This is a genomic window from Nocardia salmonicida NBRC 13393, assembly GCF_001613085.1.
In the GTDB taxonomy this organism is placed as follows: Bacteria; Actinomycetota; Actinomycetes; order Mycobacteriales; family Mycobacteriaceae; genus Nocardia; species Nocardia salmonicida.
In genome coordinates, this window is sequence record NZ_BDBR01000013.1 from 96,441 (window position 1) to 119,265 (window position 22,825).

Annotated in this window: 24 protein-coding genes; 14 read left to right on the forward strand and 10 right to left on the reverse strand. The window is 67.4% G+C overall.

Translation table 11 applies throughout. The features are described 5' to 3' along the window. Window positions 1–62 precede the first annotated feature (62 nt). The 3 genes from NS1_RS16160 (at window position 63) to NS1_RS40050 (ending at window position 2,539) form a co-directional block, all read left to right on the forward strand. Window positions 63–1,406 carry an FAD-binding oxidoreductase gene (locus NS1_RS16160; protein ID WP_062985509.1) on the forward strand — a complete coding sequence of 448 codons (1,344 nt, stop codon included), beginning with the start codon at window positions 63–65 and terminating at the stop codon, window positions 1,404–1,406. A 66-nt stretch (window positions 1,407–1,472) separates the two neighbouring features. Beyond that, a complete protein-coding gene (locus NS1_RS16165; RefSeq protein WP_062985511.1) occupies window positions 1,473–2,360 on the forward strand; it encodes an SPFH domain-containing protein in 888 nt (295 codons plus the stop codon). 8 nt (window positions 2,361–2,368) lie between these two features. Further along, window positions 2,369–2,539, forward strand: coding sequence for a type II toxin-antitoxin system antitoxin (locus NS1_RS40050; RefSeq protein WP_131816700.1), 171 nt, complete (start codon window positions 2,369–2,371; stop codon window positions 2,537–2,539). Between the two features lie 20 nt (window positions 2,540–2,559). Here NS1_RS40050 and NS1_RS16170 read toward each other — a convergent pair whose 3' ends face one another. Continuing rightward, window positions 2,560–3,591: a helix-turn-helix transcriptional regulator gene (locus NS1_RS16170; RefSeq protein ID WP_063816157.1), complete on the reverse strand. Its 1,032-nt coding sequence runs from the start codon at window positions 3,589–3,591 to the stop codon at window positions 2,560–2,562. A 104-nt stretch (window positions 3,592–3,695) separates the two neighbouring features. Between NS1_RS16170 and NS1_RS16175 the strand changes: the two genes are divergently transcribed. Both NS1_RS16175 and NS1_RS16180 read left to right on the forward strand, forming a co-directional pair. Further along, window positions 3,696–4,046, forward strand: a complete 351-nt coding sequence (locus NS1_RS16175) for a hypothetical protein (protein WP_056824536.1) — start codon at window positions 3,696–3,698, stop codon at window positions 4,044–4,046. A 4-nt stretch (window positions 4,047–4,050) separates the two neighbouring features. Further along, window positions 4,051–4,632: a hypothetical protein gene (locus NS1_RS16180; RefSeq protein ID WP_255284556.1), complete on the forward strand. Its 582-nt coding sequence runs from the start codon at window positions 4,051–4,053 to the stop codon at window positions 4,630–4,632. Here NS1_RS16180 and NS1_RS16185 read toward each other — a convergent pair. After that, window positions 4,629–5,477: a class I SAM-dependent methyltransferase gene (locus tag NS1_RS16185; RefSeq protein ID WP_062985524.1), complete on the reverse strand. Its 849-nt coding sequence runs from the start codon at window positions 5,475–5,477 to the stop codon at window positions 4,629–4,631. The genes NS1_RS16180 and NS1_RS16185 overlap by 4 nt on opposite strands. 228 nt (window positions 5,478–5,705) lie before the next feature. Here NS1_RS16185 and rpsA point away from each other — a divergent pair, with 228 nt between their 5' ends. Both rpsA and NS1_RS16195 read left to right on the forward strand, forming a co-directional pair. After that, complete coding sequence (gene rpsA / locus NS1_RS16190) at window positions 5,706–7,184, forward strand: 30S ribosomal protein S1 (protein WP_056824523.1); 1,479 nt, start codon at window positions 5,706–5,708, stop codon at window positions 7,182–7,184. Between the two features lie 134 nt (window positions 7,185–7,318). Next, entirely contained in the window at window positions 7,319–8,860 is a 1,542-nt protein-coding gene (locus tag NS1_RS16195) for a phospholipase C (RefSeq protein WP_062985526.1), read from the forward strand. Between the two features lie 37 nt (window positions 8,861–8,897). Here NS1_RS16195 and NS1_RS16200 read toward each other — a convergent pair whose 3' ends face one another. Next, window positions 8,898–9,113 carry a hypothetical protein gene (locus NS1_RS16200; RefSeq protein WP_062985677.1) on the reverse strand — a complete coding sequence of 72 codons (216 nt, stop codon included), beginning with the start codon at window positions 9,111–9,113 and terminating at the stop codon, window positions 8,898–8,900. Between the two features lie 149 nt (window positions 9,114–9,262). Here NS1_RS16200 and coaE point away from each other — a divergent pair, with 149 nt between their 5' ends. Together coaE and NS1_RS16210 are read left to right on the forward strand one after the other, a co-directional pair. Further along, the gene (gene coaE / locus NS1_RS16205) at window positions 9,263–10,465 is read left to right on the forward strand and encodes a dephospho-CoA kinase (protein ID WP_056824517.1); all 1,203 of its coding nucleotides are present in this window, start codon (window positions 9,263–9,265) and stop codon (window positions 10,463–10,465) included. A 120-nt stretch (window positions 10,466–10,585) separates the two neighbouring features. Further along, window positions 10,586–11,017: a hypothetical protein gene (locus NS1_RS16210; RefSeq protein WP_062985528.1), complete on the forward strand. Its 432-nt coding sequence runs from the start codon at window positions 10,586–10,588 to the stop codon at window positions 11,015–11,017. A gap of 26 nt (window positions 11,018–11,043) precedes the next feature. Here NS1_RS16210 and NS1_RS16215 read toward each other — a convergent pair whose 3' ends face one another. Further along, window positions 11,044–11,595 carry a ribonuclease FAU-1 family protein gene (locus tag NS1_RS16215; RefSeq protein ID WP_062985530.1) on the reverse strand — a complete coding sequence of 184 codons (552 nt, stop codon included), beginning with the start codon at window positions 11,593–11,595 and terminating at the stop codon, window positions 11,044–11,046. Window positions 11,596–11,641: 46 nt separating this feature from the next. Beyond that, window positions 11,642–12,262: a ribonuclease FAU-1 family protein gene (locus NS1_RS16220; protein WP_062985678.1), complete on the reverse strand. Its 621-nt coding sequence runs from the start codon at window positions 12,260–12,262 to the stop codon at window positions 11,642–11,644. Between the two features lie 372 nt (window positions 12,263–12,634). Here NS1_RS16220 and uvrB point away from each other — a divergent pair, with 372 nt between their 5' ends. Beyond that, window positions 12,635–14,815 carry an excinuclease ABC subunit UvrB gene (gene uvrB / locus NS1_RS16230; protein ID WP_056824505.1) on the forward strand — a complete coding sequence of 727 codons (2,181 nt, stop codon included), beginning with the start codon at window positions 12,635–12,637 and terminating at the stop codon, window positions 14,813–14,815. Window positions 14,816–14,848: 33 nt separating this feature from the next. On the opposite strand, the gene NS1_RS16235 is transcribed toward uvrB, so the two are convergent. Then, the gene (locus tag NS1_RS16235) at window positions 14,849–15,316 is read right to left on the reverse strand and encodes a VOC family protein (RefSeq protein ID WP_056824502.1); all 468 of its coding nucleotides are present in this window, start codon (window positions 15,314–15,316) and stop codon (window positions 14,849–14,851) included. A 62-nt stretch (window positions 15,317–15,378) separates the two neighbouring features. On the opposite strand from NS1_RS16235, the gene NS1_RS16240 reads away from it, so the two are divergent. The 3 genes from NS1_RS16240 (at window position 15,379) to NS1_RS16250 (ending at window position 17,500) form a co-directional block, all read left to right on the forward strand. After that, the gene (locus NS1_RS16240) at window positions 15,379–16,218 is read left to right on the forward strand and encodes a helix-turn-helix domain-containing protein (protein WP_062985532.1); all 840 of its coding nucleotides are present in this window, start codon (window positions 15,379–15,381) and stop codon (window positions 16,216–16,218) included. A gap of 129 nt (window positions 16,219–16,347) precedes the next feature. Then, window positions 16,348–16,779 (forward strand): hypothetical protein, encoded by a 432-nt coding sequence (locus NS1_RS16245; protein ID WP_062985534.1) that lies wholly within the window; start codon window positions 16,348–16,350, stop codon window positions 16,777–16,779. Window positions 16,780–17,047: 268 nt separating this feature from the next. After that, window positions 17,048–17,500: a universal stress protein gene (locus NS1_RS16250; RefSeq protein WP_062985536.1), complete on the forward strand. Its 453-nt coding sequence runs from the start codon at window positions 17,048–17,050 to the stop codon at window positions 17,498–17,500. Window positions 17,501–17,576: 76 nt separating this feature from the next. On the opposite strand, the gene NS1_RS16255 is transcribed toward NS1_RS16250, so the two are convergent. Beyond that, window positions 17,577–17,957: a cupin domain-containing protein gene (locus NS1_RS16255; protein WP_062985679.1), complete on the reverse strand. Its 381-nt coding sequence runs from the start codon at window positions 17,955–17,957 to the stop codon at window positions 17,577–17,579. A gap of 11 nt (window positions 17,958–17,968) precedes the next feature. Further along, window positions 17,969–19,405 carry an MFS transporter gene (locus NS1_RS16260; protein WP_062985538.1) on the reverse strand — a complete coding sequence of 479 codons (1,437 nt, stop codon included), beginning with the start codon at window positions 19,403–19,405 and terminating at the stop codon, window positions 17,969–17,971. A 66-nt stretch (window positions 19,406–19,471) separates the two neighbouring features. Here NS1_RS16260 and NS1_RS16265 point away from each other — a divergent pair, with 66 nt between their 5' ends. Beyond that, window positions 19,472–20,128, forward strand: coding sequence for a TetR/AcrR family transcriptional regulator (locus NS1_RS16265; protein WP_062985539.1), 657 nt, complete (start codon window positions 19,472–19,474; stop codon window positions 20,126–20,128). 20 nt (window positions 20,129–20,148) lie between these two features. Here NS1_RS16265 and NS1_RS16270 read toward each other — a convergent pair whose 3' ends face one another. Together NS1_RS16270 and NS1_RS16275 are read right to left on the reverse strand one after the other, a co-directional pair. Then, window positions 20,149–22,434: a HelD family protein gene (locus NS1_RS16270; protein ID WP_062985541.1), complete on the reverse strand. Its 2,286-nt coding sequence runs from the start codon at window positions 22,432–22,434 to the stop codon at window positions 20,149–20,151. Window positions 22,435–22,478: 44 nt separating this feature from the next. Next, window positions 22,479–22,814 (reverse strand): antibiotic biosynthesis monooxygenase family protein, encoded by a 336-nt coding sequence (locus NS1_RS16275; RefSeq protein WP_056824476.1) that lies wholly within the window; start codon window positions 22,812–22,814, stop codon window positions 22,479–22,481. Window positions 22,815–22,825: the final 11 nt, after the last annotated feature.

Below are 22,825 nucleotides of genomic sequence, written 5' to 3' on the forward strand. Positions count from 1 at the left end.
TTATAGGTAGGAGAAGATCTATCTCTTGTACTTATTCTTCCGGTCGGCGCAGAGTCGAAGACATGACCGATATCGCAACGAAGTTCGCTGGTCCCGTATTCACGCCGGACGACGCCGGGTACGCCGAGGAGGTCGCCGGCTTCCAAACCGCCTACACGCACCGTCCGGAGTTCGTGGTCGGCGCCCTGCACAGCCAGGACGTGCGTGCCGCGGTGGAGTTCGCCGCACGGCACGGGCTGCCGGTCGCTGTGCAGGCGACCGGACACGGTTTGTCGGTCGCTGTCGACGGTGGGGTGCTCATCACGACCGGACGCATGGACAACATCACCATCGACCCGCAGGCTCGGACCGCCCGCGTCGGTGCCGGGGTGCGCGCGGGTGCTTTGGTCGAGGCGGCCGCTCGACACGGGCTGGCGCCTTTGAACGGGTCGTCACCGTCGGTGGGCGTCGTCGGGTATGTGCTCGGCGGCGGGCTCGGACTGCTGGCGCGTGAATTCGGCTATGCCGCTGATCATGTCCGGCGCATCGAGCTCGTGACCGCCGACGGCCGGGTGCGCTCGCTCGGCCCGGACGACGAATTGTTCGGGGCGGTACTGGGTTCGGGTGGGAACTTCGGTGTGGTGACCGGGCTCGAACTCGACCTCGTCCCCGTCGCTGAAATCTACGGTGGTCAGTTGGTTTTCGACGCGCCGCTCGTAGATGCGGCGCTGGCGGCGTGGCGGGAATGGACCGCGACCGTGCCGAGCGAGCTGACCTCGACGATCGCGGTGGTGACCTATCCCGACATCCCGCCCGTGCCGGAATCGCTGCGCGGCCGCCACGTTGCCTCGATTCGGATCGCCTTCGACGGGACGAACGAGGAAGGGGAACGGTGGGTGGCGCCGTTGCGGCGGATCGGACCTCGTCTACACGAGGACCTACGGACGATGCCCTACGCCGAATCGCACACCATCCACAGCGATCCTCCTTTCCCCCACGCCTATGCCGCGACCAACGCGCTGCTCGCGGAGCTGACGCCGCAGGGCCTGTCCGCGCTGCGCGCGTTGACCGCTCCGGGCGGCCAGGTCGACGCGGTGATCGACATCCGCCATCTCGGCGCAGCCCTCCGACACGGCGGCCCGGCGTCGATCGATCATCGGAACGCCGAATTCATCGTGCGGGTGATCACCGGACCTGGTGCGGGCGACGCCGCGCCCGAAGGGCTGGCCGCCGTTCGAGAAGCGTTGGCGCCGTGGACGATCGGACACAGCCTCGCGTTCCTCTACGGCGCGGGCGGTGCGGCGGACGCGGCCCAGACCGCGGCCGGGTACTCCCCGGACACCTACCGCTGGCTGACGGCGGCGAAGGCGAAATACGACCCGCGGAACATGTTTCGGGCCAACCGCAACATCGCCCCCGGTTCCTAGCGCCCCTTGCCCGTCCTCCCGATATCTACTATCTTAGTGATATCACTCAGATATCGGGAGGATGTCATGGAGCTGCGGTCCGCATTCCGCGCCAACGGATTCGTCGTCGTGCTGGGGTGGCTGGTGTTCACCCTGTTGTTCGGCGGCGCTGCCGTTCTCGCGTTCATTTCCGCCACCCAGCACAACGGTGGCGCACTGGCCTGGACCGGCGCGGTCGCCGCCGTCGTCGTGATCCTTGTCGTCTGGCTGCTCGCCACCGGGCTGATCATCGTCAACCCCAACGAGGCCAAGGTCGTCACCTTCTTCGGCCGCTACATCGGCTCGGTCAGTGACCCGGGGTTCTTCTCGGTGGTTCCGCTCACCGACCGCAAATCCATCTCACTGCGGGTGCGTAACTTCGAAACCCAGAAGCTCAAGGTCAACGACGCCGACGGCAACCCCGTCGAGATCGCGGCCGTCGTCGTCTACAAGGTGGTCGACAGCTTCAAGGCCGCTTTCGCCGTCGACGACTACGAGGAATACGTCGCGACCCAGTCGGAGGCCGCCGTGCGCCACCTCGCCACCACCCATCCCTACGATGCCCACGACGACGCCCGCACCAGCCTGCGCGACGGCGCCGAGGTCGCCGAGGAACTGACCGTCGAGTTGCGCGAGCGCACTCTCACCGCGGGTATCGAGGTCATCGAGGCCCGCATCACCCACCTCGCCTACGCCCCGGAGATCGCCCAGGCCATGCTCGTTCGCCAGCAGGCCGCCCAGGTCGTCGCGGCCCGCACCCAGATCGTCGAGGGTGCTGTCGGCATGGTCGCCCTTGCGCTCGATCGCCTCGCCGAACAGGGCACCGTCGAACTCGACGAGGAGCGCAAGGCCAACATGGTCTCCAACCTGCTCGTCGTCCTCTGCGGCGACCGCGCCACCCAGCCGGTGGTCAACGCCGGATCCCTCTACTCCTGAGCCGCCCGATGACCCAGCCGAAGAGGGACCCCAAAAAGATCCTGCTGCGGCTCGACCCGGCCGTCCACGAGGCAATAGCCAAGTGGGCGGCCGACGACCTGCGCAGCATCAACTCCCAAATCGAATACGCCCTCCGCCTGGCCCTCGACCAAGCGGGACGAAAGCCGAAGCGGGACTAGAGGATCGATCACCCGGCCGATCAGCCGACCCCGAGAACGCGAGACAGGAGGCGTTGGCGGGTTCGGGTGTCGGATTTGGCGAGGATGGCTTTGACGTGGTCGTTGATCGTGTGTTCGGACAGGAACAACTCCGTGGCCAGCTCGTGGGAATCCAGGCCGGTCGCCAAGAGCGTCAGGACCTGGGATTCACGGGCGGAGAGGCCGTGGGCTCGGGCGAAGAGGTCGAGGCGTTCGGTGGCGGTGCTCGGTTCCAGGGCCACGGCGATATCGGTGCCGATGCGGTCGGCTTTCACGGTGAGCCAGCGATTGCCACCCAGGTGAACGCGTGACGTGGCGGGGCCGAGGGGCGTGTCCGCCTCGATGGCGAGGAGGGCGGCGGCCGCGTTGTAGACCGAGGCGGGAACAGGCGGCATCGGTTCGTCCGGGGGGAGTAGCCGGAGGAGGGAATCCGCGGCGGCCGCTGTCCGGGCGCGCACTCGCAGGGTGTTGTCGAGAAGTACGACCGCGGGGCCGAGGGGTGGAAGGCGGGCGTCGGATTCGACGAACGTGGCCCCGACGGTACGGCGCAGGCCGACGGTGACGGTGGAGGTCAGCGTGCTCAGCGCAGTGAGTTCTGCTGTGGTGAAAGGGGATTCGGTGTAGCGGAGCAGTTCGAGAAAGCCCCAGCAGCCATAGCGGTCGGCGAAAGTGATGGTGGCGGAGTCGGTGACGCCGAGATCGCGCTGAGCGGTGCGCCACAGCAGGGACCGGTTCGGGTCGCCGTCGGTCGCGCCGAGCAAAGAGTGGGCGCCGGTGCCGCGCACCGTGTCCCAGCGATTGAGCGGGGTGAGGTAGCGGGCGCGGATCAAGGCCGGCAGGAGCCCGAAGTCGAGGCCGGGGACATCGGCGAGCGGCGCCGTCGCGACCGCGGTGACGGGATCGGTGAGCGCGAAGACGTGACCGGCGAACGGGATCGTCGCGCGGATCTCGACCAGGACGAGTTCACGCAGTCGTTTGGCGGAGTGATCGGCGCGGCACAGACGGCCGATCCGGTCGGCCAAGGTACTCGGCACATGTCCCAGCCTACGGCGAAATCCCCCCAGGATCAGGGATGTTGCGGCGCTTCGGACCGGCCGATGATCGAGATATCCCATTCGGCACGACAACGGAGGCCATCATGACCGTCACCTTGCACATCGACAACACCGTTCGCGACTACGACGACTGGAAGGCCGCGTTCGACCAGTTCGAGCGGTTCCGCGCCGACAACGGGGTGCGGGGCTACCGCGTCGGCCGGGTCGCGGACACACCACAGCGGGTGCTCATCGATCTCGACTTCGACGACCGTTCGGCCGCCGAGGCGTTTCGCACCGCATTGGCGGCCGTGCTCGCCACCCCGCGCAGCCGCGCGATGGTGATCGATCACGAAGCCTGGCTCGTCGACTTGGTCGAAGAGCGCGATTGTCCCCTGATCGACGCGCCGAGCGCCGCACGGGGACAACCGAAGTCGACGGCGCCGGTAAATTGATCCGGTGCCCATCTCGTTCGACATTCCTGGAATGCAACAGTTGGACGACACGACCTGGGGGAATCCGGCCACTCGTGACGTCGTCGCGCTGAACTATGTCAACGGCGTGCCCGACCTGCCCGCTCGACTCGACGACCTGAAACGGTTACGCAGGCGGCTGGCCGAGCACCACGCGCGGACCGGCTGCCTGATCGAGGCGTTCGTGGTGTGGGTCGACCAGTTGCCCGCCCTGCTGCGGGTGGAGAAGACCCAGCTCGGGGGTCCGCGCGGCGAGCTCGTCTTCGCGGCGTCGATCGTGGTGCCCAAGGACCGGTGTTCGGCGGTGTTCCAGGTCATCTGCCCCGAGACCGGTGTGCCCGGTGCGCGCGAGACCGCGATCGGGCGGCAAGTGCGACGCGACGAGATGTGCCCGCCCCACCCGTACGCGCCCGGCCTGCGCGGCCGGTTGCCCTATCTACTGTCCGACGACGTCCGCTTCGATGGGGAGTTCCCCGACCATGCCCTGACCAGGGCGCGCCGCTGGGTCGCCGACACGGTGCCGAACGTGCGCGTCGACCCGTCCTTCGCCGCGCTCCCGGAGTTCTAGGGCTTCTCGGCGATGAAGATAGCGGTGCCGGGGAAGATCTGTCCGCGCAGCGGCGACCACTGACCCCATTCGCGGTCGAGCCATTCCGGCCAGTCCGGTTCCACGATGTCGACCAGGTGCAGGCCGGCTCCGACGATCTCGCGGACGCGGTCACCGATCGTGCGATGGTGCTCGACGTAGGTCGGCACACCGTCCCCGTCGACCTCTACATAAGGAGTGCGGTCGAAATAGGGGATCGTGGCGGTGAGACCTGCCTGGCCCGGATCGTCGGGGAAGATCCAGCGCATCGGATGGTTCACCGAGAACACCCAGCGCCCGCCCGGCCGCAACACCCGTGCCACCTCGCGCATCACCAGCGCCGAGTCGGCGACGAACGGCACGCCACCGAACGCCGAGCAGGCCAGGTCGAACGACGCGTCGGCGAAGGGCAGCGCTTCGGCCCCGGCCTGCACGAGCGGCACCCGCGGCCCGCCCTGATCCATCGCGGCCACGCCACGCTCCAGCATCCCCATCGACACATCGAGCCCGACCGGGAACGCGCCGTGACCCGCCAGCCATCGCGAGCACGGCGCCGAACCGCAGCCGATCTCCAGGATCGTCTTGCCGGTCACGTCACCGAGGAAGCCCATGTCACCCTCGTGCAGACCCTCCGGGCACCACACGAACTCACCGCCCGGGGAGTCGACGCCGAGGAAGTCGGCGTGGGTCTGGTGGTACTGCTCGGCGTCGGCGTCCCACCAGCGGCGATTCGCGCGCTCGCTGTCGCGCGAGTCGATCTTGGTTCGAGTGGTTGCTGAGGTACCGAGTAGCGCGTTGGCCTGCGCGTGGCGTTCGTCGTCGGACACGCCGAACAGGGTATCGGCGTGGTGCGGGGGGTGGTTTGCCCGGCTCGGCGCGGGTCGCGTAGGCTGATGCACGCTGTAGAGGGACGCTGAAGTTGATCAGCGGCAAGTGCGACGGTCCGTGCGATACTTTACCGGTATCCCTTCGTCGCGTCGTCGCGGTGATCTCGCAGCGTACCGAAAGATCCAATGTCCGCAACCGACCACAATCCGTCCGGAGCAAACCCACATATGCCCACCACCGTCACCTCGCCGCAGGTAGCCATTAACGATATTGGCTCCGCCGAGGATTTCCTGGCCGCCATCGACGCAACGATCAAGTACTTCAACGATGGTGACATCGTCGAAGGCACCATCGTCAAGGTCGATCGTGACGAGGTCCTGCTCGACATCGGTTACAAGACCGAAGGTGTCATCCCCTCCCGCGAGCTCTCCATCAAGCACGACGTCGACCCGAACGAGGTCGTTTCCGTGGGCGACGCGGTCGAGGCCCTTGTCCTCACGAAGGAGGACAAGGAAGGCCGCCTGATCCTGTCGAAGAAGCGGGCGCAGTACGAGCGCGCGTGGGGCACGATCGAGGAGCTCAAGGAGAAGGACGAGGCCGTCAAGGGCACCGTCATCGAGGTCGTCAAGGGCGGCCTGATCCTCGACATCGGTCTTCGTGGCTTCCTGCCCGCCTCGCTCGTCGAGATGCGTCGTGTCCGCGACCTCCAGCCGTACGTCGGCAAGGAGATCGAGGCCAAGATCATCGAGCTCGACAAGAACCGCAACAACGTGGTTCTGTCGCGTCGCGCCTGGCTCGAGCAGACCCAGTCCGAGGTCCGCAGCGAGTTCCTGCACCAGCTCCAGAAGGGCCAGGTCCGCAAGGGCGTCGTGTCCTCCATCGTCAACTTCGGTGCCTTCGTGGACCTGGGTGGCGTCGACGGCCTGGTGCACGTCTCCGAGCTGTCCTGGAAGCACATCGACCACCCGTCCGAGGTTGTCGAGGTCGGCAACGAGGTCACCGTCGAGGTTCTCGACGTCGACCTGGACCGCGAGCGCGTCTCCCTGTCGCTCAAGGCGACTCAGGAAGACCCGTGGCGTCAGTTCGCCCGGACCCACGCCATCGGCCAGATCGTGCCCGGCAAGGTCACCAAGCTGGTTCCCTTCGGTGCCTTCGTGCGCGTCGAAGAGGGCATCGAGGGCCTGGTTCACATCTCCGAGCTGGCCGAGCGCCACGTCGAGGTCCCGGACCAGGTTGTGGCCGTCGGCGACGACGCCATGGTCAAGGTCATCGACATCGACCTCGAGCGTCGTCGCATCTCGCTGTCGCTGAAGCAGGCGAACGAGGACTACAACGCCGAGTTCGACCCGTCGAAGTACGGCATGGCCGACAGCTACGACGATGCGGGCAACTACATCTTCCCCGAGGGCTTCGATCCCGAGACCAACGAATGGCTCGACGGGTTCGACAAGCAGCGTGAAGAGTGGGAAGGCCGCTACGCCGAGGCCGAGCGTCGCCACAAGATGCACACTGCTCAGATGGAGAAGATGGCAGCCGACGCTGCCGCCGAGGCCGCCGCTGGCGGTCCCGTCGCGGGCAACTACTCCTCCGAGACCGGTGGCAGCGCGGCTGCGTCCACCTCCGGTCCGGCCGAGTCCACGGGCGGCTCGCTGGCCAGCGATGCTCAGCTCGCGGCTCTGCGGGAGAAGCTCAGCGGCAACGCCTGATTCACCGGCAACGGCTGAATCAACTGCACTACCGAAGGCCCTGGTCCACACGGACCGGGGCCTTCGGCCTTTTCCCATGGGTGTAGCGTGTGCGCGATTGCTCCATCCCCTACGGGAAAGGTGCTCCACTCACGATGAGTTCTGGTCCCTTCGCCGGTCTCAACCGGCGACAATTCCTTGCGAAGGCTATGGCCGCCGGTGCGGTGGGAACGCTTGCCACCTGGGCGAATCCGATCATCGACCGAGCTTTTGCCGCCGATCCGGCCGGCATGGGCGGGCTCGGCGACATCGAGCATTTCGTCTTGCTCATGCAGGAGAACCGGTCCTTCGACCACTATTTCGGCACCCTGTCGGGGGTGCGCGGGTTCGGTGAGGCGTCCGCGTCGTGGCGTCAGTTCGGGTGGTCGCCCGGAATCGGGCCCACCGCAGCGGGTTTCGTCGAGCCGTTTCGGCTCGACACCACCCGCGGCGCCACCCTGGACGGGGAGTGCATCAACGACCCCGACCACACCTGGCCCGGCATGCACAAGGCATTCAACGACGGGCGCAACGACGGCTGGATGCCGATGTCGGTGGCCTCGGTCGGGCCGGACAACGCCCCCGCGGCGATGGGTTACTACCTGCCGGAAGACATTCCGATCCATACCGAGCTCGCGCAGGCATTCACCCTCTGCGACAACTACCACTGCTCGGTGCTCGGTCCCACCGACCCCAACCGGCTGTACTGGATGAGCGCGAGCATCGACCCCGACGGCTTGGCGGGCGGTCCGCTGGTGGAGACGCCGACGCTGATCCCGAAGAACGTCTACAGCTGGCGCACCTACCCGGAGAACCTGTCCGAGGGTGGGGTCCCGTGGAAGATCTACAGCAATCGCGATGCCGGCCCCGTCTCGTCGATGGTCCTGGACGGCATGATGGGCTGCTTCACTCAGGCCGCCGACCCGAATTCCGAACTGGCGCGCCGTGGTATCGCACCGATCTACCCGAACGACTTCCAAGCCGACGTCGCCGGCAACACCCTGCCCGCGGTGTCCTGGGTGGTGCCGTCGCTACTGCACTGCGAACATCCCGCGCTGCCCGCGGCTTTCGGCGCGCTCGGGATCGTGCAGCTCCTCGATATCCTCACCTCGAATCCGGCGGTCTGGGAGAAGACCGCGCTGATCATCAGCTACGACGAGAACGGCGGCTTCTTCGACCACGTCACCCCGCCGACCCCACCGCCCGGCACCCCGGGCGAATTCCTGACGGTGCCACTGGATCGGGTACCTGCGGCGGGCGGGATAACCGGCCCGATCGGACTGGGTTATCGGGTGCCGTGCATGGTGATCTCGCCGTACAGTCGCGGTGGGCTGGTGGCATCCCAGACCTTCGACCACACGTCCCAATTGCGTTTGCTGGAAACCAGATTCGGTGTCGACGTGCCGAACCTGACCGCCTGGCGACGCGGCATCACCGGCGACATGACCTCCACGTTCGACTTCGCGGCGGCGCCGAACGCCGCGAAACCGGTGCTGCCCGACCCGCGGCCCAAGGCCGACGCGGCGATCGCGCAATGTGGTCCGAATATCGCGGCGGGCAGCCTGGGGCGGGGTGTGCCGTACCCGGTACCGCCGAATGCGATGCCGACGCAACAGCCGGGCACCCGGCGCGCGCCGAGTGGTCTCATCGGGGCGTGAGCAGGTGGTGGGCTCGGCGCTGCGCCGGGCCCACCGATCAGTTCGCGGCCGCGGCGGGCGACCAGTAGCCGGTGGCCATCCTGGGGCGTTTGCGCATCGCGGCGAAGCTGTGTCTGGCGGGCGAGAGCAGGGTGCTGAACCAGGAGCGTCGATATTCGGCGAGAGTTGCTGCCACGGCGGGGAATTCGATGCAGTGCACACCGCCCGGCATGCCGAGACGGTGGCGAGCCGTCCGGTCGTTCCTGGTACCCATGATCATCCCGTCGGTAGTCGTGCGGCCTTCTCGCCTGCGCGGTAGATTAATCCACTCGACGCGCCCGACCGGGGATCTCCCGCTGCTCCACGCGTGGGCGTGTCGTGGGACCTGCCCCGGCCCGTCGGTCGGGATGCGAGACTGGGCCCATGTTGCGGATCGGCCTCACCGGAGGCATGGGAGCGGGTAAATCCACAGTGGCGCGGACACTGGTCGAGCTAGGGGCGGTGCTCATCGACTCCGACGCGATCGCCCGCGAGGTCGTCGCCCCCGGCACGCCGGGCCTGACCGCGCTGGTCGAGGAGTTCGGTGAGCGAATCCTGAGCCCCGACGGCAGTCTCGACCGGCCCGCGCTGGCCGCGGTCGCCTTCGCCGATGACGTGTCGCGGGGCAAGCTCAACGCCATCACCCACCCGCTGGTCGGTGCCCGCACCGCGGAACTGATCGGCGACGCGCCCGCGGATGCCATTGTGGTGCAGGATATTCCGCTGCTCGTCGAGAACGGGCTCGCGCCGCTGATGCAGCTCGTCGTGGTGGTCGGGGCCGAGGAGGAGACCCGGCTGCGCAGGCTGGTCGAACACCGCGGGGTGGCCGAAGCGGACGCGCGCGTCAGGATCGCCGCGCAGGCCACCGACGAACAGCGCCGTGCGGTCGCTGATGTGTGGCTCGACAACAACGGCGCACCGGAGGTGGTCGAGGAGCAGGTCCGGGAGCTGTGGACGCGACGGTTGGTGCCGTTCGAGCGCAATCAGCGCGAGGGCGTCCGCGCGCGCGCCGACTACCGCCTCGTCACCGACCCGGAGTGGGACGTGCAGGCGCGCAGGATCATCGCCCGGCTGCATCTGGCGTGCGGTGCGTCGGCGGTGCGCATCGATCACGTCGGATCGACCGCGGTGCACGGCCTGCCCGCCAAGGACATCATCGACATCCAGGTGACGGTGGCCGACATGGCCACGGCCGAATCGCTGACCGATGCCCTGACGGCGGGCGGATTCCCGCTGGCCACTCGGGTGACGCACGACAATCCGAAGCCGAGTGAGGGCGATCCGGAAGGCACCGACCTCGCCCGGTGGGGAAAACGCCTGCACGGCAATGCCGATCCCGGTCGACCCGCCAATATCCATCTGCGCGTGCAGGATTCACTGGGCCAGCGGTTCGCGCTCGACCTGCGCGACTGGTTGCGGGCGAACGACAGCGCGCGGGCGGAGTATCTGGCGGTCAAGCGAGGGGCCGAACTCGCGGCGGCGGATCTGACCTATGACGCGGCCGGTGATGCCTACTACGTGGTGAAGGAACCATGGTTCGACGCGGTCTATCCGGTGGTCACCGAGTGGGCCCGTGCCCGCGCGTGAACCGCGTACCAATCTGTTAAACATCAATGTTTCGGAAACTGTCCGCACGCTACAGCGCGCTGTGTAAATTGTGCGAAGTCACTACAGGGTGACTCGATTCACAGGGAAGTTGTAGCGCCTATGACAACACATCACCGTCAGTTCGGCCGTGCGGGCTTCGGCATCACCGCCCTCGGCGCTGTGGCTGCCAGCCTCGTGCTGGCCGCTCCGCAGGCCTCGGCCTGGGTCGGTAATCTCGCCGTGGCCGGAACCGACCACAAGGTCGGTTGCAGCTACAAGTTGACCGCTAGCGTCGAGGTCGACCGGCTGACCTCGGTGAAGTTCACCGACAACGGGGTGGATATCCCGGGCAGCCCGGTGTCGCCGTCGCTGCTGTCGGGCACGGTGAGCATCACTTGGAAGCCGACCACGGCGGGCCAGCACAAGCTCGAGGCTCGTCAGCTGCTGATCAGTGACACGATCACCGTCACTGTCGGCGCGGCGGGCAGCACCGGTAGCGCGTCGTGCGGCGGCGGCCTCGCGGATCTGTTCCCGAGCCTGTCGGCAGGCTGACACCGATCCGCGAACCGCCCGGACCCTTACCGAGGGCCGGGCGGTTCGTCGTTTCGGCGCCAGGTCAGGGTCATCCCGAAGGTGCTCAGCCAATCCTCGAGGGAATACCCGTGCGCCGCGATCCCGTCGATCGCGGCGGTCGCGTGTTCGATCGCGGCCTGGCATTGCGTGGCGTCGAGCAGGCCGTCGGTGTGCGCGGCCAGCAGTTCGTCGATATCGACGAGCCGCACGTCACGTCGGGTGCGCACCAGCAGATCGAGATAGTGGTCGACCGAGCGCCACAGCGTCGGCGACTGCCTGGTGAACGCGCCGACATCGACATAGATGTCCTGCCACTGTTCGACGCCGGGGTTGTAGTGGAGCTTCGACGCCCGCAGCGACAGATCGGGCAGCACCCACGATTCCAGGTAGTGGAAGTGCGCGTGATCGGAGTGGCGACCCATGTACAGGCCCCACGGCTCCACCCGATAGATCTCCACCGGCCGGACGAAGCCCTTGGGGTCGGTGTTCGTTCTGGCCGCGACGTCGAAGTACTCCACCTTGGGTGGATGCACGTGCACGGTGGATGCCTGCGTCATGAGCGCAGAATCTACCGGCGCGGGCGAACCCTCGCCCGGTCGCCGGCTACATCCAGGTCAGCGTGATGTCGCGGGAGCGCAGCCACTGTTCGACATCGTGGTCGTTGGCGGCCAAGCCGTCGAGCACACGAGCGGCGCGTTCGAAGGCCCGATCGGCGTGCTCGGTGTCGACATGGCCCGCGGCGTGCGCGGCGAGCAGTTCGCTCGACCCGGACAGGGTCGACGACCGGCCGCGCCGCACCGCGATGTCGAGGAAGTAGTCGGTGGCCCGCCACCGTTTCGGCCCGACCTGGACGAACTCGACGATGTCGAGCACGTAGTCGTGGCTGCGGTGATGGCCGGGCCGATCGTGGCTGATGGTGGCGCGAACGGCGTGGCCGGGCAACATCCACGACTCCTCGTAGCGACCGTGCGGCCGGTCGAGGATGCGGGCCAGGTAGACCCCCCATGGCTGTACTTCGTACCGGTCGACCGAGTGGATGTAGCCCTTGGCGTCGGTACTGGTCAGCTCGGCGAGGTCGAAGTACTCGACCCGGGGTCTGCCGGATGGTGAGACGAGCGTCGGATCAGTGGGCGGTGCGTGCGGGCCGCGTATCTCTCTGGCGAAATAACCGGCGAACCCGGTTACCGCTGGAGCCGCGACGAGCAGGGGAAGCAGAACGCTCATGGCCTTGTCCTTCACCACGTGCCGATGATCAACTCAGGGTACGCCCGCGTCGGGGTGTGTGGCGGGTTCGATTCGCGACCGCACTCGTCGAATATCATTGGGACAAAGGACTTTTCGGACATCGGGCGAAGTGCCGGGCATTCGCCGCGTTCGAACGCGATCGCCTGTACCAGGGGAAATGGCAGTCGCCGTCGGTTTGCGTGCCAGTGATCGTCGTCATCTTCGCGCAGCGGTGTGACGGCATCGATGAGCAGAAGTTCACGGGAACGACAACGAGGTGACCGGCGGTCGTCGGCGCGGCGCGTGGTGTGGCGAACGGGAGCCTGCTCGCCGGAGCCGAAACGTGTCAGTGGTCGCGCCTAAGCTGGGTCCATGGCATTCGCAACCGAGATCCCGACGGAAGGGTACGAAGAGCGGGGTCACCCGATCGCCCATTCCGAACACCGCCCCGTCGGCACGATCGAGCGCTCGGGCGCCCGGTTCGAGGTGGTCAGCGAGTACTCACCCGCAGGCGACCAGCCCGCGGCCATCGCGGAGCTCGAGCGCCGGGTGAACGCGGGGGAGAAGGACGTCGTCCTGCTCGGCGCCACCGGTACCGGTAAATCGGCCACCACCGCGTGGCTGATCGAGAAGTTGCAGCGGCCCACCCTGGTGATGGCGCCGAACAAGACCCTCGCCGCGCAGCTCGCCAACGAACTGCGCGAGATGCTGCCCAACAACGCGGTCGAGTACTTCGTCTCGTACTACGACTACTACCAACCCGAGGCGTACATCGCCCAGACCGACACCTACATCGAGAAGGACAGCTCGATCAACGACGACGTCGAGCGGCTGCGGCACTCGGCGACCTCGAGTCTGCTCTCGCGTCGCGATGTCGTCGTGGTCGCGTCGGTGTCGTGCATCTACGGCCTCGGCACCCCGCAGTCGTATCTGGATCGGTCGGTGCAGCTCGAAGTCGGCGGCGAGATCGACCGCGACGCGTTGCTGCGCCTGCTCGTCGACGTGCAATACACCCGCAACGACATGGCATTCACCCGTGGCTCGTTCCGGGTGCGCGGCGACACCGTCGAGATCATCCCGTCCTATGAGGAGCTGGCGATCCGCATCGAGTTCTTCGGTGACGAGATCGAGGCGCTCTACTACCTGCATCCGCTCACCGGTGATGTTGTGCGCCAAGTTGATTCGGCGCGCATCTTTCCGGCCACCCATTACGTGGCGGGGCCGGAGCGGATGGAACGGGCGGTCGGCGACATCGAGTCCGAACTGGCCGCGCGGCTGGAGGAATTCGAGCGTCAGGGCAAGTTGCTCGAGGCCCAGCGGTTGCGCATGCGCACCGAATACGACCTCGAGATGATCCGTCAGGTCGGCTTCTGCTCGGGTATCGAGAACTATTCGCGCCACATCGACGGGCGCCCGGCGGGTTCGGCGCCGGCCACCCTGCTCGACTACTTCCCCGACGATTTCCTGTTGGTGATCGACGAATCGCACGTCACGGTGCCGCAGATCGGCGGCATGTTCGAAGGTGACATGTCGCGCAAGCGCAACCTGGTCGATTTCGGTTTCCGGTTGCCCTCGGCGGTCGACAACCGCCCACTGACCTGGGAGGAGTTCGCCGGGCGAATCGGTCAGGCGGTGTATCTGTCGGCGACTCCCGGCAACTACGAGCTGGGGCAGGTCGGTGGCGAGGTGGTCGAGCAGGTCATCCGCCCGACCGGTCTGGTCGATCCGAAGGTCGTGGTCAAGCCCACCAAGGGCCAGATCGACGACCTGGTGCACGAGATCCGCGAGCGCGCGGAGCGCAACGAGCGGGTCCTGGTCACCACGCTCACCAAGAAGATGTCCGAAGACCTCACCGATTACCTGCTCGGCCTCGGCGTGAAGGTCCGCTACCTGCACTCCGAGATCGACACGCTGCGCCGCGTGGAACTGCTCCGGCAGCTGCGCCTTGGCGAATACGACGTGCTAGTCGGCATCAACCTGCTGCGTGAGGGCCTCGACCTGCCCGAGGTGTCGCTGGTGGCGATCCTCGACGCCGACAAGGAAGGCTTCCTGCGGTCGAGCACCAGCCTCATCCAGACCATCGGCCGCGCGGCGCGCAATGTGTCCGGCGAAGTGCACATGTACGCGGACAAGATCACCGACTCGATGCAGCACGCCATCGAGGAGACCGACCGGCGCCGTGCCAAACAGATCGCCTACAACACCGAACACGGCCTCGACCCGCAGCCGCTGCGCAAGAAGATCGCCGACATCCTCGACCAGGTGTATCTCGAGGCCGACGACGAAGTGGCCGTCGGCGGCTCGGGTCGCAACGCCAGTCGCGGCAGGCGGGCCCAGGGCGAGCCGGGCCGGGCGGTCAGCTCGGGCATCTACGCCGAACGCGACGTGAAGTCGATGCCACGCGCCGAATTGGCCAACCTGGTCACCGAACTCACCGCGCAGATGATGAACGCGGCCCGCGAACTGCAGTTCGAGCTGGCAGGCCGGTTGCGTGACGAGATCGCCGACCTGAAGAAGGAGCTGCGCGGTATGGACGCCGCGGGGCTCAGCTGAGCGATGCCGAGCCGAGCCCCGTGGCGCACGCCGTCAACCCTGCTCTGCCATCCAGGCGGCGACGCGGCGGTCGGCCTCTTCTTTGGAGACGTCCTCGACGCGGGTGATCACCGCCCAGCGGTGGCCGAAGGGGTCGATCACCACACCGAAGCGGTCGCCGGTGACGAAGGTCTGCGGCTCCTCGGCGCTGCGGGCACCGTGTTCGAGCGCACGGGCGATCACCGCGTCCACATCGGGGCAGTAGTGCACCACCGAGGTGTGCACCCAGTCCTGCGGCGCGCGAACATTGCTGTCGGGGATGGGCATTCCGAGCTGCAGGGTGGAATCACCGATGAGCAGTTCGGCGTGCGCGGGCTGGCCGTCGGGCTGATCGGCGCGGCTGAGCACCTTGGCCTCGAAGACCGCGGTGTAGAAGTCGATGGCCGCGTTTCCGTCCGGTACGGCCAGGAAACAGGTGATGGAGTGGTAGCCCTCCGGAATGGGCGCAACGGGATTGGTCATGACTACGATCCTGCTCCGGCGCTGACGGCCCGTCTTGTAAGAACGCGACAGATCGGCCGGTGATGACGGCGGCGCCGGATCCCGGTGATGTGAAAGGAATTCTGCACCCCGAGGAGCAGGCCAGACACCGATCGCTGAACCGGCTCGGGGTCGGGCCCGCGCTGGCCGAGTTCGCGGACCGATATTGGGTGGTGCGCTGGGATCTGCGCGGGCAGCCCAGTTATTCGGCCGAGGTTCTGTCGTTTCCGTGTGTGAATGTCACCTTCGAGCGCAGCGCCACCCGCACCGGCGGCTTCGTCAACGGTGTGTGCACGACGAAATACGTGCGTGAACTCGCCGGGGAAGGTGAGACTTTCGGTATCCGGTTCGCCCCCGGCGGCTTCGGTGCCTTCACCGGCATGGATGTGGGAGCCCTGCGCGATGATTCGGCGCCGCTGGGCGCGGTGATACCCGAGGCGGCGGGGCTGGCCGAGCGGGTGCTGGCCGAACAGTCCGACGAGCGCAGACGGGTCATCGTCGAGGAATTCTTCGCGGGCCGCGGTCGCACCGATGATCCGCACTACGGGCTGGTGACGCGCATCGTCACGGCCATGGCCGAGGATCCGGAGCTGACCAGGGTCGACCAGGTCACCGATCGTTTCGCGATCCCGATCCGCACCCTGCAACGGCTGTTCCGCCGCTACGTCGGGGCAGGCCCGAAATGGGTGCTGTGCCGGTTCCGATTGCAAGACGCCGCAGACCTACTCGCGCGCGGCCGCCCTGATCTCGCGGTACTGGCCGCCGAGCTCGGCTATTTCGACCAGGCGCATTTCAGTCGCGAATTCACCGCCGAGATCGGGATGTCACCGATGGAATACGCCCGTAGCGCACAGGCGGTGAGCGTGGTCCCCACCGCGCGGTGATCGTGCGTACAGACCCCAGAAGTAGGGGGTCTGAAATATTGGCATTCCAACTAAAGACGGCGGCGTTCGTCGATAGTGTCTGCGCATTCGCAGCGGCAGTTGCTGCGTGGAGAAGTCAGGACATCAACAGTGACAACATCTTTCGAACGGATCTCGCGTTTCGGCGCCGCTCTCGCGACCGCATCGGCCGCCATGGCCTTGCTCGCACCGGGCGCGCACGCCGATATCTCGGACGGCCAATGGGTCAGCGTATCGAGCTCCGATCCGCAGGTCGGCTGTTCCTACACCCTGGTCGCGGTCAACGTCGTCGGCTACAGCTCCGGCAATACCGGCGCCCCGGTGACCTTCTATGACAACGGCGTGGTGATCGGCACCGTCGAGGTCCCGACGATCGGCCAGACCAAGACCGCGTGGCGTCCTACCGCCGCCGGCGCGCACGAGGTGACGGCGAAGGTCGACAGTTATAACCGGTCCTGGTGGCTCACCCCCGCCTCGGTGACCGTCGCCCCGAATACCGGTACCGGAAGCGCCGCCTGCGGGCTCCCGAGTTTCTCCGGCTGATGTGATCAAAGTCCCAGGCGCACTGCGGTGTTGATTGTGTTGTGATAGGCCACAATTTCCTCGACCTGCGGTCTTATTGCCGCAGGTCGATCTTCTCCACTGTCGCGAAGGCCACCGTGACCACGGGTAGTGGCGTCAACACTCCCGGTGTGATCTGTTGCGATTTCTGATAAATCGGCCTGATTTGGCGTTAGGGTCGAGCCAATTGCCGCGCTGACGCTCGATTCCCGAGTGGTTCGGTGCTGGCACCGACCAAGTTGGAGGAGAGATGACCGCCTACCGGACCATTGTCGTCGGTACTGATGGCTCGGATTCGTCGTACGTGGCGGTGGAGAAGGCCGCGGCGCTCGCCGGGGACGCGGGGGCAACTCTCGTGCTGGCCTGCGCCTTCTTCCCGACCGATGATCGCGACGTCGCCGCTGCCGCCGATGTGCTCAAGGACGAGGCCTACCAGGTCCGTGGCTCGGCCCCGACCAACGAGATCCTGCTTGTCGCCCGGGAGAAGGCCGTGGCCGCCGGTGCGAAGAACATCGTCGATCGCGCGATCGTCGGTGAGCCGGTGGATTCGCTGCTCGACCTCGTCAACGAGGTGGACGCGGACCTGCTCGTCGTCGGCAACCGAGGCCTCAACACCCTCACCGGGCGCCTGCTCGGCTCCGTCCCCTCGGACGTAGCCCGCAAGTCCCGTTCGGACGTGCTGATCGTGCACACCGTCCGCTAGTTCGCAGTCGGTACCGCACAAGGTCGAGGGCGCCGGGAAACCGGCGCCCTCGACCTTTTTCGGCGGTAGCCACCGGTCAGCCTGCGACGGGCTCCTGCCGGGTACCGCCGCGCAGCCCGATCGACATGATGTCGGACGGCTCGTCGAGTTCGATTCTGTGCCAGCGGTTGCGCGGCACGAGGAACGCGGTTCCCGCCGTGAGTCGCACCGCGGTTTCCGTCTCGCCCGGACTTTCCGGTCGCAGGTAGAGCCGCAGCGAACCGGCGAGGCAGCACACCGCTTCCTCGCTGGATGGGTGCATCTCCCACTGGTCGGCGTGGACGTCGGCGTCGGTGTCGACATGGAAGGTGGCCAGTTGCCAGCCGCCCGACTCGGCGGCCATCCGGCGCGGGCCCGATCGCACCGCGCCCTCCGGCTGGAAGTGCAGGGCGCGGGCGAACAGATCGATGGGTGTCATCGGAGTTCCTTTCACGGGGTCACCGCGGGAATGTCCTCGCGGACCGGGTTTTCGGTGCGGTCGAGCCGGGTGGGTAGGACGGTGGCCGCGACAAGCGCGGCGGCGGCGAACAGCACAGCGGCGATCGCCAACGCGAAGGCGTAGCCGTTGTTGAGCGCGACCGGATCGGCGCTCGCGCCGGTACGACCCGCCGCGAGGGTGGCCAGTACGGCGACGCCGACGCTGCCGCCGAGTTGGCGGGCGCTGTTGAAGGCGCCGGAGGCCATCCCGGCTTCACCGGGTGCCACGCCGCTGACGGCTGCCACCGCGACGGGCGCGAGGCAGAGTCCGAGCCCGAAGCCGCCGACGATCGATGGGCCGAGGACATCGGTGAGGAATCCGCCGTCGGGGCTGATCAGTGCGAACCAGCCGATGCCGACGGCGGCCAGTAGACCGCCCCCGACCAGCAGTGGCTTGGGGGAGAAGTGGACGGCCATGCGGGTCGCGGCGAGGGTGCCCACGATGACGCACAGCGAGAACGGGATGAAAGCGGCCCCGGTGGCTCCCGCGCTCATGTGCAGCACCCGCTGCATATACAGCGACACCAGGTAGAAGGCGGAGAACTGGCCCGCGGCGGCGCAGAAGACGAACAAGTTGGCACCGCTCACCCAGCGGTTGGTGAAAAGACCCAGCCGCAACAGCGGGTTCGCCGGGCGTGTCTCGGCCACGAGGAAACCCGCGAGGAGCGCTGCCGCTACGGCGAGGGTCACGCCTGTCTCGGGAGACGCCCAGCCGTAGTGATCGGTGCGGATCACGCCGGTGACGAGTAGTCCGATACCGCTTGTCGCCAGCACCGCGCCGGCGATATCGAGCGGGGCCCGCGTACCCGTCGGTGCGTCGGCGGGTACGCCCCGGACCAAGGCGAGCAGCGCGATCGCGACGATCGGGATATTGACCAGCATCACCCAGCGCCAATTCGCGTACTCCGTGAGTAGTCCGCCGACGAGCACGCCGAGCGCGCCACCCGCGGCGTTGACCCCACCCCAGACGCCGAGCGCTCGGACGCGGGCGGGCCCTTCGGGAAAGGTCGTGGTGAGCGTGGCGAGTGCGGCCGGTGCGATGGCCGCGGCCCCGATGCCCTGCGCGGTGCGCGCGGCCACCAGCTGCCATGGCTCCTGCGCGAATCCGCCTGCGAGCGAAGCGATCGCGAAGACGAGCAGTCCGCCCGTGAACAGCCTGCGCCGCCCGTACAGGTCACACGCCTTGCCGCCGAGCAGCAGGAAACCGCCGAAGGTCAGGGCGTAGATGTGCACCACCCAGGACAGGTCGAGCGGTGCGAAGCCGAGCGCTTCGCCGATCGACGGAAGCGCCACATTCACGACCGCCATATCGAGGGCGATCACGAACTGTGCGATGGCGACCGCGGTCAGCGCGGTGCCCGGATGAGGGGGAAAAGTGTTTTTATACACGTATAAAAACTAACGTCGCCGCGGCCCCTTGTCCATACCCCGCCTTCGCATGGGCAAGATGGGGCCATGCCCACCTCGCAGTCGGATCAACCAGCGCGTACCGGCAGACCCGCGCGCATGTCCCGCGCGGACATCGTCGCGGCGGCGCACCGGGTGATCGCCGCCGACGGCGTCGAGAAGCTGACGATGCGCAGGCTCGCCACCGAACTCGGCTGCACGCCGATGGCGCTCTACCACCACGTTCGCGACAAGCAGGACCTGCTGCGCCTACTCCTCGACGACTACGCCGACGCGATCGCCTGGCCGGAGCTCCCGGACGACCCGCGGCAGCGAATCCTGGTGGCCGCCACCGCGATGCGCGACGCCCTCTCGGCCCACTCCTGGATCGTCGACGTGCTCGCCGACGGCGACCTGCTCGGCCGCTCGGCGCTGTGGTTCCCCGAGACCATCATCGACGCGGCGATGACCGCGGGCCTTCCCTTGGAGCGCGCGGTGGCCGTGTATCGCACCATCTGGCACTACACGGCGGGCGAGCTGATCGTCACCGGCCGAGCGGTGCGGCGCGCACAGGAGGGGCCGACCTACCGCGCCGAGGTCTTCGCGAACCTCGACCCCGAGCAGCTGCCCCGGTTGGCCGAGATCGGTTCCCGCTGGACCGAATTCGACGCCGACAGCACCTACGCCGCCGGACTGGAGGCGCTGGTCACCGGCTTGCTCGCGTGACGACGCTCCGGTCGTGACACCTAGCCCAACGAGGACAGCACCTCGGGAAGCTGCTCGGTGTGCACCACGGCCAGCCGCTGGGTCGCGCGGGTCAGCGCGACATACAGGTCGTTGAGTCCGCGCGGGGATTCGTCCAGGATCGCCTGCGGCTCCACCAGGTACACGCGGTCGAACTCGAGGCCCTTCGCGTCGTGCACGGTGAGCACCTGAACGGATTCGCCTGCCAGCGCGGACAATTCGGGCACCCAGGCCGCGGGCGCGAGGACCGCGGCGGTGCCAGGACCGTGCTCGGCTTCGAGCAATCGTGCGACCTCGCTCACGACGTCGGCGGGCGGCACCCGGTAGGCGCGTGGGGGATTGCCGGTCTCGCGAACCGATCGCGGCACCTCGGTGCCCGGATCGATCGCGGCGAGCACGTCGGCCGCGACCGCCATGATCTCGGCGGGGGTGCGGTAGTTCACCGTGAGCTCGGTGAGCTTCCAGCGTTGTGCCACATAGGGTTCCAGTACCCGCTGCCACGACGACGCACCCGCCGGATCGCCGGTCTGGGCGACATCGCCGACGACGGTGATCCAGCGATTCGGGATGCGGCGCATCACCATTCGCCACGCCATCTCCGAGAGTTCCTGCGCCTCGTCGACGATCACGTGACCGTAGGTCCAGGTCCGGTCGCCCGCGGCGCGTTCGGCGGTGGTCTGCCGGTTGCCGAATTCCTGGCGCTGAGCCAGCTGGGAGGCGTCGATGAGGTCGTAGGCCATCAGGATCTCGGGGTCGAGTTCGTCCTCGATGTCCTGTGGCGCGGAACCGGTGAGGATGTCGAGGGCGTCCTGGGCCTCCTCGATCTGGGCCCGCCATCGGCGACGTGAGCGTTCGCGTTCCTCGGTGTCGTCGACGCCGAGCAGTTCGGCCAGCTCGTCGAGCAGCGGGGCGTCGGCCGCGCCGAACATGCCGTCGTCGGAACGCACCAACTCGGCGCGATCCTGCGCGCTCAGCGTCTTGGCCGCGCGGTCGAGGCGGGCCGGGTCGGCGAGTAGGTCCGCGAGCACGTCCTGGGGCGACAGCACCGGCCACAGCGCGCTGATCGCGGCCTGCACGTGCGGGTCGGCGCGCATCTCGTCGCCGATCTCGCTGAGGTCGGCGGAACTGAGCAGGCTCGTGCCGCCGGACAGATCGGCGCCCATGGTCGCGGCGAGCTGATCGGTGAGCGCGTCGATCACCGACGACGCGAAGATCGGCCTGGCCAGGTTGTGCGGGCGCCGCGAGGAACGGGCCCGCCCGCGCGCCCTGGTCGCGATCTTGCGATCCAGGATCACCGGATAGCCGTCGAAAGCGAGGCGAACCGGCTCCGACGGCACTTCCTGACGGTCGCGCACCGCCTGCTTGAGCACCTCGAGCATGTCGAGGGAGCCCTTGATCTCCCCGGCGCGCAGCGAATCCTCGCGCACCGCCTTCACACCCGGATACAGGTCGCCGATGGTCGACAGCAGCACGCCGGTCTCACCGAGTGAGGGCAGCACCTGACCGATGTAGTCGAGGAAAGTGGCGTTCGGGCCGATGATCAGCACGCCGCTCTTGGCCAGCTGCTGACGGTAGGTGTAGAGCAAGAACGCCGCGCGGTGCAGCGCGACCGCGGTCTTGCCGGTGCCCGGCCCACCCTGTACCACGAGCACGCTCTTGTGCTCGGAGCGGATGATCGCGTCCTGCTCGCTCTGGATCGTCTCGACGATGTCGTTCATGTGCCCGGTGCGCGCGGCGTTGAGCGCCGCCAACAGCGCGCTCTCGCCGCCGACGCCGTCGTCGGTGCCGACCACACCGTCGCGTCGGGCGGCATCGAGATCGAGGTATTCGTCGTTGATCGCGGTCACCGCGCGATTGCGCGAGCGGATGTGCCTGCGGCGGGTGACGTCTTCGGGGTTGGCGGTGGTGGCCAGGTAGAACGGGCGGGCCAGCGGAGCGCGCCAATCGAGCAGCAGCGGCTCGTAGTCGTTGTCCTCGTCGAGGATGCCGAGCCTGCCGATGTAGCGCGCCTCGTCCTCGGTGCCCTCGAGATCGATCCGGCCGAAGCACAGGCCGTGCTCGGCGGCGTCGTATTTGGACAGATCCTCGTTGTAGAGCTGGGTGAACGACTCGCGCTCACTGCGCGCCTGCGGCGTGCCGCCGGCTTCCAGCAGCACGGTCTTGAGCCGGTTCTGCGCGTACTCGCGCATGGCGTCGAGCCGGTCGTAGAGCACCGAGAGGTACTGCTGCTCCTGTTCGATCTCGCGGTTGTCCGCGGCGGGGGAGACGTCGGCGAGGCGGTCGGGCAAAACAGGACTCCTTTGTCACCGCGTTGAGAACAGAGTTGTCGAGTCTACGTGTCCGCCGGCGTAGCCGCCGCGACCGGGAAGACTTCGTCACCGAGGACCGGGGTGAAGTGTTCGACCACCGGGAAAGGCTCGTAGAAGTGGTGCAACAGCGCACGCCAGCGCTGATATTCCGGCGACTCACGGAATCCCACGGTGTGGTCGGTCAACTGTTCCCACCGCACCAGCAGCAAATAGGCGTCGGGCCGCTCGACACAGCGCGACAACGACAACCCGCCGAAACCGGGCATTCCCGCGATGATCGGAGACGCCTGCGCGAAGGCCGCCTCGAAAGCGGCGGCGGCACCGGGGCGCACGGGGAGCAGCACGTGTTCGACGATCACGCCGACCAGTC

What these genes read in the sequence shown, in the direction of transcription:
- NS1_RS16160 (WP_062985509.1), top strand. Translation starts at nt 63, where the DNA reads ATGACCGATATCGCAACGAAGTTCGCTGGTCCCGTATTCACGCCGGAC.
- NS1_RS16165 (WP_062985511.1), top strand. Translation starts at nt 1,473, where the DNA reads ATGGAGCTGCGGTCCGCATTCCGCGCCAACGGATTCGTCGTCGTGCTG.
- NS1_RS40050 (WP_131816700.1), top strand. Translation starts at nt 2,369, where the DNA reads ATGACCCAGCCGAAGAGGGACCCCAAAAAGATCCTGCTGCGGCTCGAC.
- NS1_RS16175 (WP_056824536.1), top strand. Translation starts at nt 3,696, where the DNA reads ATGACCGTCACCTTGCACATCGACAACACCGTTCGCGACTACGACGAC.
- rpsA (WP_056824523.1), top strand. Translation starts at nt 5,706, where the DNA reads ATGCCCACCACCGTCACCTCGCCGCAGGTAGCCATTAACGATATTGGC.
- NS1_RS16195 (WP_062985526.1), top strand. Translation starts at nt 7,319, where the DNA reads ATGAGTTCTGGTCCCTTCGCCGGTCTCAACCGGCGACAATTCCTTGCG.
- NS1_RS16200 (WP_062985677.1), bottom strand. Translation starts at nt 9,113, where the DNA reads ATGGGTACCAGGAACGACCGGACGGCTCGCCACCGTCTCGGCATGCCG.
- coaE (WP_056824517.1), top strand. Translation starts at nt 9,263, where the DNA reads ATGTTGCGGATCGGCCTCACCGGAGGCATGGGAGCGGGTAAATCCACA.
- NS1_RS16210 (WP_062985528.1), top strand. Translation starts at nt 10,586, where the DNA reads ATGACAACACATCACCGTCAGTTCGGCCGTGCGGGCTTCGGCATCACC.
- NS1_RS16215 (WP_062985530.1), bottom strand. Translation starts at nt 11,595, where the DNA reads ATGACGCAGGCATCCACCGTGCACGTGCATCCACCCAAGGTGGAGTAC.
- NS1_RS16220 (WP_062985678.1), bottom strand. Translation starts at nt 12,262, where the DNA reads ATGAGCGTTCTGCTTCCCCTGCTCGTCGCGGCTCCAGCGGTAACCGGG.
- uvrB (WP_056824505.1), top strand. Translation starts at nt 12,635, where the DNA reads ATGGCATTCGCAACCGAGATCCCGACGGAAGGGTACGAAGAGCGGGGT.
- NS1_RS16235 (WP_056824502.1), bottom strand. Translation starts at nt 15,316, where the DNA reads ATGACCAATCCCGTTGCGCCCATTCCGGAGGGCTACCACTCCATCACC.
- NS1_RS16240 (WP_062985532.1), top strand. Translation starts at nt 15,379, where the DNA reads ATGACGGCGGCGCCGGATCCCGGTGATGTGAAAGGAATTCTGCACCCC.
- NS1_RS16250 (WP_062985536.1), top strand. Translation starts at nt 17,048, where the DNA reads ATGACCGCCTACCGGACCATTGTCGTCGGTACTGATGGCTCGGATTCG.
- NS1_RS16255 (WP_062985679.1), bottom strand. Translation starts at nt 17,957, where the DNA reads ATGACACCCATCGATCTGTTCGCCCGCGCCCTGCACTTCCAGCCGGAG.
- NS1_RS16265 (WP_062985539.1), top strand. Translation starts at nt 19,472, where the DNA reads ATGCCCACCTCGCAGTCGGATCAACCAGCGCGTACCGGCAGACCCGCG.